We start from the raw sequence: 15171 nt of genomic DNA, 5'->3' as shown, positions 1-15171 counted from the left end.
TTCTTAATTTCATACAACTAAACTTAACAATAAAATGAATCCCAGTCCAGCAACGGAAATAATGGTTTCCAGCAATGTCCATGTGGCGAATGTTTCTTTCATGCTTAATCCGAAGTATTCCTTGAACATCCAGAAGCCGGCATCATTGACGTGTGAAGCGATGACACTTCCGGCGCCTGTTGCGAGCACGACTAACGCCAGGTTAACATCAGAATGGCCCAATAACGGGATGACCAGACCTGTTGTGCTTAGTGCGGCAACAGTCGCTGATCCTAGAGAAATGCGCAGGATCGCTGCGATGAGCCATGCCAGAATGATTGGCGATAATGCCGTTCCTTTGAATAAGTCTGCTACGTAATCGCCGACACCGCCGTTGATCAGCACTTGTTTGAAGGCGCCGCCTCCTCCGATGATCAAAAGCATCATGCCGATTTGTGAAATGGCAGTTGAACAAGAATCCATCACGGTTTTGACTGGAATGTTGCGCTTGATGCCCATTGTATAGACTGCGACCAATAACGAAATAATCATAGCAGTCGATGCGTTTCCAATCAATCTGATAAAAGCTAAAACTCCGTTATCTTCAAACCCGATTGTTTCTTGAAGCAGGTCGATAATGGTCGCGACCGACATGATGATAATCGGGAGCATTGCAGTAAAGACACTGATTCCAAAGCCGGGTGTTTCTTCAAGGTTAAACGTTTTTTGTGTGCCGAGTGATGCAATATTGCCGTTTTTCGCAAATGATGCAGGAACGATTTTTTTCGCAAACTTTGTAAATAACGGCCCTGCGATGAGCACTGTCGGAACAGCAACGATAAAGCCATACAGCAGCACTTCTCCAATGTTTGCGCCATACTCACCGGCGATCGCCGTAGGTCCCGGGTGCGGCGGCAGGAAACCGTGTGTGACGGATAGTGCTGCGACCATCGGGATTCCGAGAAATAAAATAGAAATCTTCAATTCCCTTGAAATCGCAAAGACAATCGGAATTAATAGAACCAGTCCTACTTCAAAAAATAACGCAATCCCAATAATAAATGAGGCAATGACAACGGCCCATTGAATATTTTTCTCACCGAATTTGTTGACGAGCGTCATCGCAATGCGCTGTGCGCCTCCTGAATCCGCGATCAGCTTGCCCAGCATCGCACCGAGTCCGAAGATGAGCGCGATGTGGCCAAGAGTCCCCCCTATTCCTGCTTCGATGGAGCTGACAACTTTATCGAACGGCATCCCGAGTGCCAGTGCCACGCCGAACGATACGACCAGCAGGGAAATAAATGTGTTTAATTTTAAGCCCATAATCAGAAATAGTAATGCTAAGATCCCAAGTGCAACGATGATTAACGGCATGGTAATGCCCTCCCCTTCATGTCATGTACTATTTGTGTGTGATTAAGCCCCTCTGATAATCTGCAATTTGTGTATATTGATTTTCTAATAATCTTGATAGATTGATGAAAATCGGCATTAATGTTCTGTATTCCTTGGCTGAGTCTTCGATCGGCGTATGTCTGTATGTGCTGCCGATCATGTCGGACACGGCGTCGAATGAGTCAATTTTTCCTGTTGCATACAGGCCTAAAATGCAGGCGCCGAGACATGAGCTTTCGTAGCTTTCCGGAACGACAACCTCTGATTCGAAGATATCCGACATCATTTGGCGCCAAACCTCCGACCTTGCAAAACCCCCTGTCGCTTGGATGCGGGTTACCGGGCCATCCATGCATTCAGTTAACGCCAAGAACACCGTGTACAGGTTGTAAATGACGCCTTCCAATGCCGCGCGTATCATATGCTCTTTCTTATGCGACATGGTCAGGCCGAAAAATGAGCCGCGTACATCCGGATTCCACAACGGAGCGCGTTCTCCGGCGAGATATGGGTGGAACAGCAGACCGTCAGAACCGGGTCTGACGCGTTGGGCAATTTTCGTCAGCACGTCATATGGATCAATGCCCAGCCGTGTCGCTGTTTCGATTTCGGAGGAGGCAAACTCGTCTCTGATCCAGCGAAGGACGATGCCCCCATTGTTCACAGGTCCCCCAATAACCCAATGCTTGTCCGTCAAGGCATAGCAAAAAATTCTCCCTTTTTCATCGGTTTGCGGCTTGTCAATAATCGTCCGGATGGCACCGCTTGTACCGATGGTGACGGCGATTTCGCCCTTTTTAATGGCGTTGACGCCGAGGTTGGACAGCACGCCGTCGCTGGCGCCGATGACAAAAGGCGTTTCCGGATCGATTCCCATTTGGATCGCTATTTCCGGGCTGCAGTGCTGAAAGATCTCGGTTGTCGGCACGAGTTTGGATAAGTGATCCGGCGTGATGCCTGCGATGCGCAGTGCCTCTTCGTCCCAATCCAAGCCTTTCAGGTTCATCATGCCTGTCGCTGATGCCAATGAGTAATCGATGACATACTCATTGAACAGCTGTTTAAAAATGTATTCTTTGATGCCGATATATTTTTTTGTCTTGGAGGCGATTTCTTTCCGTTCATTCGTGATCCAGGCAATTTTACTTAACGGTGCCATCGGATGAATCGGTGTTCCCGTACGTTTGTACACCTCATGTCCGTTCAATTCCTCTTTGATCTTATGCGCCCAGCCTTCACTTCTGTTGTCGGCCCATGTGATGCATGGCGTCAGCGGCTTGTCATTTTCGTCGATTGCAATGACGCTGTGCATGGCGCTGCTGAACGAAATGAAAGAGATCTGTTTTTCGGGATGCTGTTTTGTAATTCTCGCTGTTGTATGGATGACTGCCTGAAATATCTCTTCCGGGTTTTGTTCAGCTGTTGAGATGTCCGGTGTATAGAGCGGGTAGCCGATGCTTTCTTTCTGTACCACATCTCCGTTTTCACTGAACAGCACAGCTTTTGTGCTTGTCGTGCCGATATCGATTCCTAACATATAACTAGTCATTGCTGTATTCAGCTCCTTTTGCCAGCATTTGTTGTGAGAGCCATAGGTCTTCTACCTTATCCTGCACATCATCAAAGTTTTGGTGAAGAGACTGAATCATCAGCGCCCTATCCTTTGTTTTGATGGCTTGAATATAAAGCTCGTGGTTATCTAAAATCCTTGTGAAGTCTTCATACTTTTCCTTTAACCGTACCCGCATCGATAAAAGAATAAAGCTTTCCATGACGGGTTTTAGATTGTTCCAGATCATCTGAATGTATGAATGATCAATCGCTCGGATAATGGTTTCATGGAACAGCACATCTTGAAATGAAAATTCGTCAGCGTCCTCATATTTGATTGAGACTTTCATCATTTCAAGAATTTTGCTGAGATCCTTAACTAAAGGCTCAATGTCTATTTTGACAAGCCGTTCAAAGACAAATGTTTCTAATAGTAACCGCACATCATAAATTTCCGTGATTTTCTTCTCAGTTAAACCAATTACGACCGCTCCCATTCGTTCTAAGCGGATGATTTTTTCGGATGCGAGAATTTTTAGCGCTTCGCGAACCGGCGAACGGCTTACTGAAAACTCGGCGGCGATTGTATTTTCTGATAAAATGGTACCGCTTTCAATCAGGCCTGAAACGATCCGCATTCTCAGCTCGTATGCGACACGAACTCCGGTTGACGCTTTTGAGAGCCATTTTGCGGGATACAACAGGTCTTTGGAGTCTAGCATACACTCACCTTCCTCACTCAAGAAGTATACTTGTATACAAGTATGATAACGTGAATATTTCTTTTATGCAAACACTTTCATTTCTAATTTTTAATAAAATTTTTCCCAATCATTATGGTATTTATTTCTAAATGGAATATGGTACATTGGAGATAACTAGCATAAGTGAATCATGTTTTGAAAGAGGCGATTTGGATGAAAATCATCATTGCACCTGATTCTTTTAAGGAAAGCTTATCAGCTCTGGAGGCAGCCGAAGCGATAGAAAGAGGTTTCAAATCGGTCTTTCCGGGTGCTGATTACAGAAAATTGCCGGTGGCGGATGGCGGCGAGGGAACCGTTCAATCTCTGGTCGATGCGACCAACGGAAGGATCATAGAGCAAGTTGTCACAGGGCCGCTGGGGGAACCGGTGAGAGCTTTCTTTGGCATGATGGGAGATGGGAGAACAGCTGTGATTGAAATGGCTGCTGCTTCAGGGCTGCATCTGGTGCCTGTAGATAAGCGAAATCCGCTCATCACTACAACAAGGGGAACGGGAGAATTAATCGGGGCAGCTCTTGATGCAGGAGCGGAGCGTTTGATCATCGGAATCGGCGGAAGCGCCACGAACGACGGGGGAGCCGGGATGATTCAGGCATTGGGCGGAAGGCTTCTTGATAACTCAGGCAGCGAGATTGGCCCGGGGGGCGGCGCGTTATCTCAGCTTGCATCAATAGATGTGAGCGGGCTTGATTCCAGATTGCGGGATGTCAAACTGGAAGTTGCCTGTGACGTGGACAATCCGTTAACAGGACCAAAGGGTGCTACGGCTGTTTTCGGACCGCAAAAAGGCGCGACGGCCGACATGCTGGATGTACTAGAACAGAACGTAAGCCATTTCGCTGATATGGCAGAAAAAGAGCTCGGATCAACCTTCCGAGATACAGAGGGCGCCGGTGCAGCGGGCGGTCTTGGATGGAGCCTGCTGACTTATTTTCAGGCTGACCTGAAAAGAGGCATTGATATTGTCCTTGAAGCGGTTGATTTTGAAAGTATCGTTCAGGATGCAGATCTTGTGATTACCGGCGAGGGACGGATCGACAGCCAAACGGTTCATGGAAAAACGCCGATCGGCGTAGCCAAGGCGGCTAAATCATACGATGTGCCTGTCATCGGTATTGCGGGATCAGTATCACGTGACAGTGATGCCGTCTATCAACACGGAATCGATGCGCTTTTCAGCATTGTCCCCGGAGCCGTGCCGCTAGAAGATGCGTTTGAACATGCCGCGGAATATATGGAAAGAACGGCGCGGGACATTGCAGCGTCTATCAAATTGGCGAAAACGATGTTTTTGATATAGCCGGTGCACATGCCAATGCATAGCCATCCTTCTTTTTGGGTAGAGACAGTTAACACACAATGAGGAATTCATCCCAGAAGGAGGACGCAGATATGACTGTACAAGAAATCAAAGGAAAAAAACTAGTAAAAGGCATTGCGCCAAATGTGGAGCCGGAAGCTCTGTTAAATGATAAACGAAAAGTATTTTTGTTTGGTTCCCCTAGTTACACAAACATTGGCGACCAAGCGATTGCGTATGCGGAAGAGAAATTTATCAAAAATCATTTTCCGTATTATGAATACATTGAGATTATGGATTATGCGACGGATGAGGGCATTGAACTGGTGAAGGAGATCATTCGTGAAGACGATATTGTCTGCTTTACAGGCGGAGGGAATTTAGGAAACCTTTATCTCGATATTGAGGAAGACAGAAGAAAGGTCTTTTCAGCATTTAAAGACTACAAATCAATTTCTCTGCCACAATCCGTTTATTTTGAGGATACAGAGGAAGGACAGAAGGAAAAGAAAAAAACACAGGATGCGTACCATCAAAATACAAACTTAACGATTGCTGCGCGTGAGACGCAAACACTGGATGTTGTGAAAGAGACCTTCAACTCCAATGTGATCTTTACACCGGACATGGTGCTTTCCTTGGATATTGTGCCGCGAGAGCTCGAGCGGGACGGCGTTCTCTTTATTTTAAGAGCGGATAAGGAGAAAGTGACTGACGAAGATTTTATTTCACAGATGAAGAAATGGGCAGGAAAAACAACTTACACAGAGCGTACCGATACGGTGCTGGATACGGTAGACACCATCGATTACGCTGATCGTGAAAAGCATTTTATGGAGATGCTGGACCGCATCGGCTCCAGTAAATTGGTGATTACCGACCGCCTTCACGCGATGATTTTCTCGATTATCACCAAAACACCTTGCCTTGTCTTTGGAAACAGCTATGGCAAAGCCAAACATTCATACCGGGATTGGCTTGAAAGCTTAAACTTCATTGAATACACGGATAAGAATGATGTTGAGGAGCTGGAGCGTATGATTGACCGCCTGCTTCAAGCAGAACCGAATGACGTTGATTTATCTAAGGATTTTCAGCCGCTGATTGATTTTTTTGCTTCTTAAACGAAAAAGACTGCCCTCCCCCGGGGCAGTCTTTCTTTGTTAAATATGAAACAGCCAGACGACGAGCGGGCCGAAGAATGAGCCGAGCACCGCACAAAGCGTCATGGAGACGGAACTCATGGATACGGCCAGTTCCCCATATTCCAATGCTTTGGAGGTACCCAGTGCGTGGGAGGCGCTGCCTAATGCAATGCCTTGTCCAAGGGAGCTGCGTATGCGAAGCCATTTTAGGAAAAGCGGCCCGAGGATGACGCCTGAAAAGCCCGCAATCATGACAAATACGACTGTCATGGAAGGGACGCCGCCAAGACCGGCGGCGATCTGAATAGCGACAGGTGTTGTGATCGACTTTGGCAGAATGGATAATAAGAGATCATGATCAATCCCGAATGCTTCTGCGAAGATCAGCCCGCTGATCATTCCCATGCATAATCCGACCAGGACGCCGCCTAAAATGGGAACACAATGTTTGACAATGATATGCCATTGTTTATAAAGCGGATAGGCCAGTGCCACGACAGCCGGCCCAAGCAAAGAATTGATCCATTTCCCCCCGATCATATAGCCTTCATAGGAAACATGGAACATCATCAAAACCGCTACAATCAAAATGGTCGTTGTCAGAACGGGGATCAGAAATGGAAGCGGGAATCGCTTATAGAGTTTGACCATCGCTAAATAAGCGGCAACTGTTAAAAGAATTATAATGATCGCGATACATGCTTGCTGCATTTCTCTTTCTCCTCCCGTTTTTTTGCTTTTTTCTCTAATAGCTGGCTGGCGAATCCAGCCGCAATGATCGTGACGATGGTGCTGAGAACGACTGTAATCAGCAGCATCAGGCCATTGAATGAAATGAGAGACGGGTAGTTTATCACTCCTGTCATTGCCGGGATGAACAACAATGGAAGGAAGGATAATAAAAACCCTGCTCCGTCTTCAATGATGGAGACGGGAACAATACGGAGGCCCAAGCAGATCAGAAGCAATACCAATCCAACGATGCTTCCTGACACGGGTAAATGAAACAGATGCTGAATGGCTTCCCCGATCATAAAAAATACATATAATATCAACACTTGCAAGATAATTCGTATGACTTTCACATCAAGTGCTGCTCTCCAATCAGAACAGCTTCCTCCTTTCTGGTGCTTGCTTCTAGGATGGTTCTGAGGAATCGCTTTACTTTCTTTTTATATGATTGTACTATACAAGTATAATAATTGATTTAGTCATATAACGACTTGTATTTATTCAGTTAATGTACATTTGTATTATACAAGTATATATGATGTTGTCAATGCCGGAGATTGGAATAGGGAGCGAGAGCGATTGCAAAATCAAAATCCAGTTGAATTAATTGAATATGAGCTGACGACTTTTATCAGGAGAGCTGTTTATCTGGATCAATCAGAGAAAAGAACAGGGAATTTGGAGAGATCTTCGTACTTATTACTGAGACAATTGGATGAGTTTGGGCCTGCTCGTGTTAAGGAATTGGCAGAATCGTTTAAGCTTGATATTTCTACTCTTTCAAGACAAGCAGCTGCATTAGAGGCAAAGGAGCTCATCTATCGTTTCTCAGACCCGTCTGATGGGAGAGTCAGCCTGTTTACCATTACAAAACTCGGCAAACAACTATTAAAAGCCGATCAGCAAAAGCGCCTTGAACGTTATGAACAGATGCTGAAAGAATGGTCAACACAGGAAAAAGAGATGTTCGGCGAGCTGCTGCAGCGTATGAACAAGGCTTTTATCGATTAACAGCTGAAAAACCCATGGTTCGCTGGAACAGCATGGGTTTTTCTATCATGGTCAGAGATTATCTGCATCGTTTGGCGGCAGCCCAAGCCACTAGTCCGGCAACAACAGCCGCCGATACAATGGGGCGCTTCGTCGATTTTGTGTAGTAGCTTCTTGACCTCATCCATCCTTTATTTGTGCCTCTGTCATGCATACCGCAGCCCGCATCATAAAGAGCGCTTTCTTCTCGCGGTTTGGACGGTCTTTCGGCATGCTGGCTGTGATACATGATTTTTTCCATCAGTCTGTCGGTCAGACGAGGGAAAAGCGCGCCCAGCATGGCGATGGCTTTGGCCTGTGAGCCGATGTACATGTCGCGCTTAGGGTGTTCGGCGGCAAACAGGATCGCTTCGGCGACTGCTTCCGGTGGATAGATCATGGAGCGGTAATGAGCCGGCTGTTTGTCGAGGTAGCTGTGCGCATGCTCGTTATAAGGTGTGTCAATTCTGCCCGGGTGGATGAGCGTTACCGAGACTGGCGCCTGTTCCTTTTCAAGCTCCATTCGGATGCTTTCCGTCCAGCCGTGAAGCGCAAATTTGGCAGACGCATATGTGGATTGAATGACTGTTCCCCTGTCTCCGAACAGGCTTCCTACATTAATGAGTGCGCCCGGCACACCTCTGCCGGTGTAGTGTTTGACAGCCGCTCTTGTTCCGTAAACAGGTCCCCAGAAATTTGTGTCGAACATGCGCTTCATGTCTTCGACGGTGACGTCCATGGCATGTCCGAAAGTAGAGACGGCCGCATTGTTGACCCATGTGTCAAAGCGGCCGAATGTGCTGATCGCGGTTTCTGCGATGCGGTTGACGTCCTCTTCTTTTCCGACATCCGCCTTTACCCATATGGCGTCGTGCCCTTTTTCCTTAAGTTCATCAGTGAGCTCCTTCAGCGCGTCTTCATTTCGCGCTGCTGCCACGACCTTTGCGCCTTTTTCAGCTGCCATTCGTGCCGTGACAAGTCCGATTCCGCTTGAAGCGCCGGTAATGACGATCACCTGATCCTTAAGCTTTTTCAGTTTGAGCTTTGTTTTTATGGCGGGGTTTTGTCGTTCAAGCTGTTCTGTATTTGTGACTGAATGATCGATTGTCATTGAGAGATCCCTCCTAGACGCTGTTTTTGTACATTACCCCATCCGGAAGGGTCTTACCCCTTTTGACAATCACAGGGTTCTTTTTTATATTATATAAGTCGCTCTACCATACCTAGGAGGGAATGTTTTAATGACTAGCAGAGGAGATTCACGTGAAAAAATCCTTCACACGGCGTCACGTCTGTTCCAGCTGCAAGGATATCACGCGACAGGTTTGAACCAGATTGTAAAAGAAAGCGGTGCTCCTAAGGGATCGCTTTATCACTTTTTTCCGAATGGCAAAGAAGAATTAGCAATTGAAGCGGTTACATATACAGGTAAGATCGTTGAACATCTGATACAGCAAAGCATGGATGAATCCTCTGATCCTGTTGAAGCGATTCAGCTTTTTATCAAAAAAACAGCCAGCCAATTTGATAACACAGAAAGCATTAAAGGTATTCCAGTCGGTTTGCTGGCGAGTGAGACAGCGTTAATCAGTGAACCGCTGCGGACGGTTTGCATGAAGGTGTTTAAAAGCTGGGAAGCGGTTTTTGCCAGAAAATTAATGGAAAACGGATTTGCAGATGAAGAAGCAAATCAGCTTGGAACGCTGATTAATTCGATGATTGAGGGCGGCATCATGCTTTCGTTAACGAATAAAGACAAAACGCCTCTTCTTCTCATTGCCGAACAAATACCAGTGCTGGTGAGAAAAAAAGGGTAGCATTTTGTTATCCTTTCTCCTACAATTATATAGAACGGTCTAGACAAATAAATGATAATATATAGACTGGTCTAAATTGGAGGAAGCGATAATATGAAAACATTATGTACACATTCATTGCCTAAAGAAAAAATGCCTTATTTGCTCCGGAGCGGAGAAGGCGAGCGCTATCTGTTCGGCAGACAGGTTGCCACGGTGATGGCGAATGGGAGGAGCACAGGTGATTTGTTTGAGATCGTGCTTCTTTCCGGGGGAAAAGGAGATGCCTTTCCGCTTCACGTCCACAAGGACACACATGAAGGAATTCTCGTTTTGGACGGGAAACTGGAACTGACACTTGATGGTGAACGCTATTTATTAATATCAGGTGATTATGCGAACATTCCGGCGGGAACACCGCACAGCTACCGGATGCAGAGCCACAGAACAAGACTGGTATCTTACACGATGAAAGGAAACGTAGCGCACTTGTATTCCGTTATTGGGAATCCGTATGATCACGCTGAACATCCGCCGTACGCAAGCGAAGAAGTCTCAAACGAGCGATTTGCAGAAGCAGCCGCTGTAGCGGACATTGTATTTCTAGATGAAGAAAAGCCTGCATGTTCGGCCAAATTAGCGGAACTTACAGAGCTGCCAGATGGAGCGGTTCCATACGTTCTTGAATCTGGAGAAGGAGATCGCCTGTTGACTGGAGATCAGCTTCACCGCATTGTGGCTGCACAAAAAAATACAGATGGCCAGTTTATCGTCGTATCCTCTGAAGGCCCTAAAGGTGACCGAATCGTTGATCACTACCATGAACATCATACAGAAACATTTTATTGCCTTGAAGGTCAGATGACGATGTGGGCAGATGGCCAGGAAATTCAGCTGAATCCGGGAGATTTCCTGCATGTCCCTGCAAATACCGTTCACTCCTATCGCCTTGATTCTTACTATACAAAGATGGTGGGCGTATTGGTTCCTGGTTTATTTGAACCGTTTTTCCGGACGTTAGGCGACCCGTATGAAGGCCACATCTTCCCATGTGAGCCTCAGGCTTTGCGCTTTGATCGCGTTTTGCAGAATATCGAAGCATTAGATTTAAAGGTGATGAAACCATAAAGATGACAAGATTGTAAGGTTTTCATGCCGGCCTGACACCTAAATCGATGTTTCCGCGCTTCATTTTTTCATACCCTTAAGGTACAGAAAAAAGGAGCGTGATGGCTATGTCTTCATTACAGCCGACTTTAACAAATGAGCGGATCGGTGTGCTTGATGTGCTGAGAGGAATGGCGATTTTCGGCATCTTATTTGTCAATCTGGCACATTTCAGTTATCCGGATATGTATTTGTCTATGCTTGGAAAAGAGAATTTTTTCATGGATAAGTGGTCTGAAGCTGATTTTGCCGCCGCAGATATACTGAAATTCTTCATTCAAATAAAATGTATTTTATTGTTTTCCTTTTTATTTGGATTTGGCATGGTTGTCATGATGGAGAGAGCAGAAAACAAAGGGAAACGGTTTGTTCCGTTATATGTGAGAAGGTTAATGGCGCTTCTCTTGTTTGGAACGATTCATGCCTTTTTGATATGGGACGGAGATATTTTAACAGAATATGCCCTGCTCGGTTTTGTCCTGCTCTTGTTTCGAAAAGCAAAGCCGAAAACACTGCTGATATGGGCGGTCTCTTTGTATCTTTTGTTTTCCATTCCGTTCATGTTGACAAGTTTTGATCAATCAAACGGACAGGAATGGGTACAAGCGGTAAAACAGCAGGCAAAACAAGCGATTCATGTTTATGGAAGCGGCAGCCTGAAGGACATTGCAGAACAGCGGATCCATGACCGTCTTGTTTATATGTCTTCGAATGGCATGCTTACGTATAATCCGCTCAACTTCTTCTTTGCATCCATTCCATATTTCAGCATGTTTTTGCTGGGAGCTGCGGCAGCGAAATCTCGGTACTTGCATGAACCAGAAAAGCATCGCAAAGGATTAAAACGATTGTGGATGGCTGGGCTTGTCATCGGCATCGGCGCCCAGGTGCTGTACAGTGTAACGGATAAAGAAATATGTTTGCTGATTGGCGCGCCTTTCCTCATGTTTTTCTATGTTACAACGGTTGTCTATCTTTATCATAAAACAAGAGTGAGAACAGTGCTGCAATCATTCTCCGCTGTTGGGAGGATGGCATTTACCAATTATCTGATGCAGTCTATTGTATGTACTTGGATTTTTTATCATTACGGCTTGGGCCTGTATGGAAAAGTGTACCCTGCTGCCGGTGTGCTCATTACAATTGCTGTTTGTGCCGTTCAAATGGTCTTCAGCCACCTTTGGCTTCGTGTCTTTCGGATGGGGCCGTTTGAGTGGCTGTGGAGAAGCGCTACGTATCTGTCGTGGCAGCCTATTGTAAAGAAAACAAAAGTCTAGATGCCTATTGGCGTCTAGACTTTTTTCTATTATTTATACACGACACGTGTTTTGCAAATGATGTCATGCAGGCCTTTTTTCTCTCCAAAGGCGATCATGATAAACCCGATATAAAAGATGATTCCAGATAAGATATAGGCAAAGTAACGGCCAATTCCCTGTCCGACAGAAACCCGTTCACCTTGTTCATTGACCACTTTCAGGCCAAGAATTTTTTTGCCAAGTGTGCCTTGCATTTTAGAAGCTGTGAGCAGCCCGTAATATAACACGCTGATGACGATCATGATCAGCATAGTAGGCAAAAATGCAAGCGTCATGTATTTCACTAAATACTCTTCTTCCGTCATGTAAGGGTTTGTTGCCACAGCCCCAGCTACAAACACAGAATTGATAATAAATAGAATAATATAACTAGGAACAGATACAATAATGCCGTCAATAAAATAAGCTAAAAAACGAATCCAAAATCCTGCTGGTTTTTCCATGTATTTTTCTCTCTCCTCTGAATTAATCTGGAATAGTATACTTTGAAAAAGAAGTACATGCAATATGGTATGGTGATAAAATCCTGATATTACAGAAAAATGAGTCTTTTATCCTTTGTTTTTACTATATAAATATACTAGAAAGAAGCATAGCAATTGTGTATGTATTCTGGAATTTTTTAAAAATATAATGAATATAACATTCAACTTACTTATAATAAAAAAGGTTAATATTTCTATTAAAGGAGGAGTTTGATGTCAAAAAAAAATAGCGTGGCGATCATGACAACCATTTCTGCGTTTCTTTTTTGCGCCGTGATTGTGGCGGCTTCACTTTCGCCGCTGGCCGGAACGGGAGCGGCGGCCAATCAGTTTAATTCAGCTGGCATGTGGTCAGCTGTCGGTATGATCCTTGTCTTGTATTTCATTCCATTTCTCGTTTATATGCTCGGAGTCGATGCAATGAGGTATGTCATGGCGGTGCTTTGCGGCTTCGGGCTTTTGATTCATTTGTCTTCGGCCGGTTTTATCTTGATGTTTAGTTTCTTTAGTGACCATCTGCTTTCTGAGGTGATCTTTGTTTTGGGAGTTAGTCTCGCTGCGGCTGCTGTCAACGTCATTTGGTTTGTGGCTGCATTTCGATCGGGTGCTGAAAAAACGTCCGTGAATACTCTTACATAGTTTTCTAGTTTGTGATGTTTTTGTGAAATAGATTTATAAAATGGATGAATATGTTATGATGGTCACAAATTAGAAGTTACATATAATGGGGGTCTCAATGATGGTCAAGTCATTTCGTATGAAAGCTTTGATTGCGGGAGCTGCGGTGGCGGCGGCTGTTTCGGCCGGCGCTGTTTCTGATGTGCCCGCTGCCAAAGTGCTTCAGCCGACAGCTGCTTATGCGGCGGAAACGGTGTTTTCTCAAAATAATGGAGCATCTGGCTTTTTGCCAGGAAGATATGATGTACAAGCGATGGCGCCTGCCATGTTTAACTGGTCACGCGAAAGCCGGTTCGCCGGAAATACAGACGGGACGCTGAAATGGCAAAACGACATCAGAACGACTCCGCAAAATGGAGCGGGGGCTGTGATTGACGGAGACGGCACAGTATATCTTCATTCCAGAGACGGGGAAATGAAAGCCTTTAATCCAGACGGCTCAGTCAAATGGGTGACGAGCAATCTTGGAAAAACATATACGCAATCTCCTGTACTTGGGACCAACGGCGTTATCTATTTGGCATCCTATGACAAAAAGATTTATTTTATTGACAAAGAAACGGGAGAAATTTTAACAACGGTTCCGTTAAGCGGCGGGCCAAGCTCTGAAACGGTGATCGGTTCAGACGGGACGTTGTATTTCTCAACACTTGATAATTATGTTCACGCGATCAAACCGACGTCAAAATCAACCTGGACAGAGCGCTGGAAGTTGAAAACAAATGGTGTCGTCAGCTCTGTGCCGGTGCTTGCCAAAAACGGCACCGTGTATGTCGGCACATATAATTACGTGTTTTATGCGATCAACTCCGGAACCGGACAGGTGAAATGGTCCAGAACGACGTCAAATGCGTTTAAAGGATATCCGGTGATTGATAAGGACGGAAACATTTATGCCGGCAACCAAGATGGACAGCTGTATGCTTATACATCAACAGGCAGTTTGAAATGGACATTCCCGCTAAACGGGTTCTCCAGCTCATCTCCTGCGATTGATCATAATGGCAATATCTACATCGGCTCAGGAAGCGGCGAGCTGTTTTCCATCAGCAAAAACGGGGATATGAACTGGTCATTCTACACAGACGGCCCTGTCAGAACGGCGCCGCTGATTGACGCGAAGGGAACGGTTTATTTCGGGTCAGATGATATGAAGGTTTATGCGGCAGACGCAAACGGCAATGAATTATGGAACTATCAAACCGACAGCAACGTCGTGTCTTCTCCTCAGCTCGCTGAGGACGGAACGCTTTATATTGGAAGTTATACGAAGCTGATGGCTTTTGGGAAATAGTAAAACAGGCTGGCGAGGTTAACTCGGCAGCCTGTTTTTTTGATCAATCAAGATATTTATTTTTATAGACAACCTTTGTCCCGCAAATATAATCATGTAATGCCAGTTTAGAGGGAAAGGCCGCCATGATAAAACCGATATATAAGATCTTAGATAATGTGTAAGCGAAGAAACGGCCGAAGCTGTGCCAAAAAGAAATACGCTCGCTATACTGATTGACAACGATGATGCCCATGAGTTTTTTTCCCAATGCTGCTTGCATGTTTGAGGAAGTCAGCAAGCTATAGTAAAGAATAGCGAAAATAAATATGATGGCCAAAACAGGGATTGTGCCATTGATCAACATGAAAAACTCATATTGGGCTTCTGACATGTGTGTACCTGCTGCATCAATGAGTGGCAACACAATGAAGGTGTTAATGAAAATCATAATGAAAGAGAATATAGCTATAATAAATACATCAATAATAGAGGCGGCTGCCCGAATCCAAAATCCAGCTGGTTTTTCCATGTATAATATTCTTTCCTTTGA

The 15171-nt window shown here is 45.2% G+C and carries 16 protein-coding genes; 8 read left to right on the top strand and 8 right to left on the bottom strand.

The features are described from left to right. Positions 1–9: 9 nt before the first annotated feature. The 3 genes from gntP to gntR are packed head-to-tail and all read right to left on the bottom strand — an operon-like array spanning position 10 to position 3650. Positions 10–1356: a gluconate permease GntP gene (gene gntP, locus NST79_RS20885; protein WP_019712612.1), complete on the bottom strand. Its 1347-nt coding sequence runs from the start codon at positions 1354–1356 to the stop codon at positions 10–12. Positions 1357–1384: 28 nt separating this feature from the next. Next, on the bottom strand, positions 1385–2926 hold the full coding sequence (gntK, locus tag NST79_RS20880; protein WP_114523582.1) for a gluconokinase: 1542 nt from the start codon (positions 2924–2926) through the stop codon (positions 1385–1387). Then, complete coding sequence (gene gntR / locus NST79_RS20875; RefSeq protein WP_212059279.1) at positions 2919–3650, bottom strand: GntR family transcriptional regulator; 732 nt, start codon at positions 3648–3650, stop codon at positions 2919–2921. Before gntR ends, gntK begins: the two co-directional genes overlap by 8 nt. A 195-nt stretch (positions 3651–3845) precedes the next feature. Here gntR and NST79_RS20870 point away from each other — a divergent pair, with 195 nt between their 5' ends. Both NST79_RS20870 and NST79_RS20865 read left to right on the top strand, forming a co-directional pair. Then, positions 3846–4994 carry a glycerate kinase gene (locus NST79_RS20870; RefSeq protein WP_212059277.1) on the top strand — a complete coding sequence of 383 codons (1149 nt, stop codon included), beginning with the start codon at positions 3846–3848 and terminating at the stop codon, positions 4992–4994. A gap of 92 nt (positions 4995–5086) precedes the next feature. Continuing rightward, positions 5087–6118 (top strand): polysaccharide pyruvyl transferase family protein, encoded by a 1032-nt coding sequence (locus NST79_RS20865; RefSeq protein WP_198878361.1) that lies wholly within the window; start codon positions 5087–5089, stop codon positions 6116–6118. Positions 6119–6157: 39 nt separating this feature from the next. Here the strand turns inward: NST79_RS20865 and NST79_RS20860 are convergent, their stop codons facing one another. Together NST79_RS20860 and NST79_RS20855 are read right to left on the bottom strand one after the other, a co-directional pair. After that, entirely contained in the window at positions 6158–6850 is a 693-nt protein-coding gene (locus NST79_RS20860; protein ID WP_014478506.1) for an LrgB family protein, read from the bottom strand. Next, positions 6820–7224, bottom strand: coding sequence for a CidA/LrgA family holin-like protein (locus NST79_RS20855; protein ID WP_009968420.1), 405 nt, complete (start codon positions 7222–7224; stop codon positions 6820–6822). The genes NST79_RS20860 and NST79_RS20855 overlap by 31 nt, the downstream gene beginning before the upstream one ends. A gap of 226 nt (positions 7225–7450) precedes the next feature. On the opposite strand from NST79_RS20855, the gene NST79_RS20850 reads away from it, so the two are divergent. Further along, a complete protein-coding gene (locus tag NST79_RS20850) occupies positions 7451–7882 on the top strand; it encodes a MarR family transcriptional regulator (RefSeq protein WP_003243994.1) in 432 nt (143 codons plus the stop codon). Positions 7883–7940: 58 nt separating this feature from the next. Here NST79_RS20850 and NST79_RS20845 read toward each other — a convergent pair whose 3' ends face one another. Further along, positions 7941–9011, bottom strand: a complete 1071-nt coding sequence (locus NST79_RS20845; RefSeq protein WP_198878362.1) for an SDR family oxidoreductase — start codon at positions 9009–9011, stop codon at positions 7941–7943. Between the two features lie 130 nt (positions 9012–9141). Between NST79_RS20845 and yxaF the strand changes: the two genes are divergently transcribed. From yxaF to NST79_RS20830, 3 genes are all read left to right on the top strand, one after another. Further along, positions 9142–9717 (top strand): transcriptional regulator YxaF, encoded by a 576-nt coding sequence (gene yxaF / locus NST79_RS20840; protein WP_029318568.1) that lies wholly within the window; start codon positions 9142–9144, stop codon positions 9715–9717. 93 nt (positions 9718–9810) lie between these two features. After that, a complete protein-coding gene (gene qdoI, locus NST79_RS20835; protein WP_114523584.1) occupies positions 9811–10824 on the top strand; it encodes a quercetin 2,3-dioxygenase in 1014 nt (337 codons plus the stop codon). Positions 10825–10931: 107 nt separating this feature from the next. Continuing rightward, a complete protein-coding gene (locus tag NST79_RS20830; RefSeq protein ID WP_212059275.1) occupies positions 10932–12140 on the top strand; it encodes a DUF418 domain-containing protein in 1209 nt (402 codons plus the stop codon). A gap of 29 nt (positions 12141–12169) precedes the next feature. Here the strand turns inward: NST79_RS20830 and NST79_RS20825 are convergent, their stop codons facing one another. Continuing rightward, the gene (locus tag NST79_RS20825; protein WP_003242940.1) at positions 12170–12625 is read right to left on the bottom strand and encodes an RDD family protein; all 456 of its coding nucleotides are present in this window, start codon (positions 12623–12625) and stop codon (positions 12170–12172) included. 255 nt (positions 12626–12880) lie between these two features. On the opposite strand from NST79_RS20825, the gene NST79_RS20820 reads away from it, so the two are divergent. Then, on the top strand, positions 12881–13306 hold the full coding sequence (locus tag NST79_RS20820) for a DUF5391 family protein (protein ID WP_003242533.1): 426 nt from the start codon (positions 12881–12883) through the stop codon (positions 13304–13306). A gap of 100 nt (positions 13307–13406) precedes the next feature. Continuing rightward, the gene (locus tag NST79_RS20815; protein WP_212060074.1) at positions 13407–14639 is read left to right on the top strand and encodes a PQQ-binding-like beta-propeller repeat protein; all 1233 of its coding nucleotides are present in this window, start codon (positions 13407–13409) and stop codon (positions 14637–14639) included. Between the two features lie 43 nt (positions 14640–14682). Here the strand turns inward: NST79_RS20815 and NST79_RS20810 are convergent, their stop codons facing one another. After that, on the bottom strand, positions 14683–15150 hold the full coding sequence (locus NST79_RS20810) for an RDD family protein (RefSeq protein ID WP_212060076.1): 468 nt from the start codon (positions 15148–15150) through the stop codon (positions 14683–14685). Positions 15151–15171 lie beyond the last annotated feature (21 nt).

Source organism: Bacillus sp. PS196, assembly GCF_037963555.1.
GTDB lineage: Bacteria > Bacillota > Bacilli > Bacillales > Bacillaceae > Bacillus > Bacillus subtilis.
The sequence above is the reverse complement of the archived record's forward strand: the minus strand, read 5'-3'. Positions and strand labels throughout refer to the sequence as shown.

Excerpts from the sequence above, each read along its gene's own strand:
- gntP (WP_019712612.1), bottom strand. The coding sequence starts at position 1,356 with ATGCCGTTAATCATCGTTGCACTTGGGATCTTAGCATTACTATTTCTG.
- gntK (WP_114523582.1), bottom strand. The coding sequence starts at position 2,926 with ATGACTAGTTATATGTTAGGAATCGATATCGGCACGACAAGCACAAAA.
- gntR (WP_212059279.1), bottom strand. The coding sequence starts at position 3,650 with ATGCTAGACTCCAAAGACCTGTTGTATCCCGCAAAATGGCTCTCAAAA.
- NST79_RS20870 (WP_212059277.1), top strand. The coding sequence starts at position 3,846 with ATGAAAATCATCATTGCACCTGATTCTTTTAAGGAAAGCTTATCAGCT.
- NST79_RS20865 (WP_198878361.1), top strand. The coding sequence starts at position 5,087 with ATGACTGTACAAGAAATCAAAGGAAAAAAACTAGTAAAAGGCATTGCG.
- NST79_RS20860 (WP_014478506.1), bottom strand. The coding sequence starts at position 6,850 with ATGCAGCAAGCATGTATCGCGATCATTATAATTCTTTTAACAGTTGCC.
- NST79_RS20845 (WP_198878362.1), bottom strand. The coding sequence starts at position 9,011 with ATGACAATCGATCATTCAGTCACAAATACAGAACAGCTTGAACGACAA.
- yxaF (WP_029318568.1), top strand. The coding sequence starts at position 9,142 with ATGACTAGCAGAGGAGATTCACGTGAAAAAATCCTTCACACGGCGTCA.
- qdoI (WP_114523584.1), top strand. The coding sequence starts at position 9,811 with ATGAAAACATTATGTACACATTCATTGCCTAAAGAAAAAATGCCTTAT.
- NST79_RS20830 (WP_212059275.1), top strand. The coding sequence starts at position 10,932 with ATGTCTTCATTACAGCCGACTTTAACAAATGAGCGGATCGGTGTGCTT.
- NST79_RS20825 (WP_003242940.1), bottom strand. The coding sequence starts at position 12,625 with ATGGAAAAACCAGCAGGATTTTGGATTCGTTTTTTAGCTTATTTTATT.
- NST79_RS20820 (WP_003242533.1), top strand. The coding sequence starts at position 12,881 with ATGTCAAAAAAAAATAGCGTGGCGATCATGACAACCATTTCTGCGTTT.
- NST79_RS20815 (WP_212060074.1), top strand. The coding sequence starts at position 13,407 with ATGGTCAAGTCATTTCGTATGAAAGCTTTGATTGCGGGAGCTGCGGTG.
- NST79_RS20810 (WP_212060076.1), bottom strand. The coding sequence starts at position 15,150 with ATGGAAAAACCAGCTGGATTTTGGATTCGGGCAGCCGCCTCTATTATT.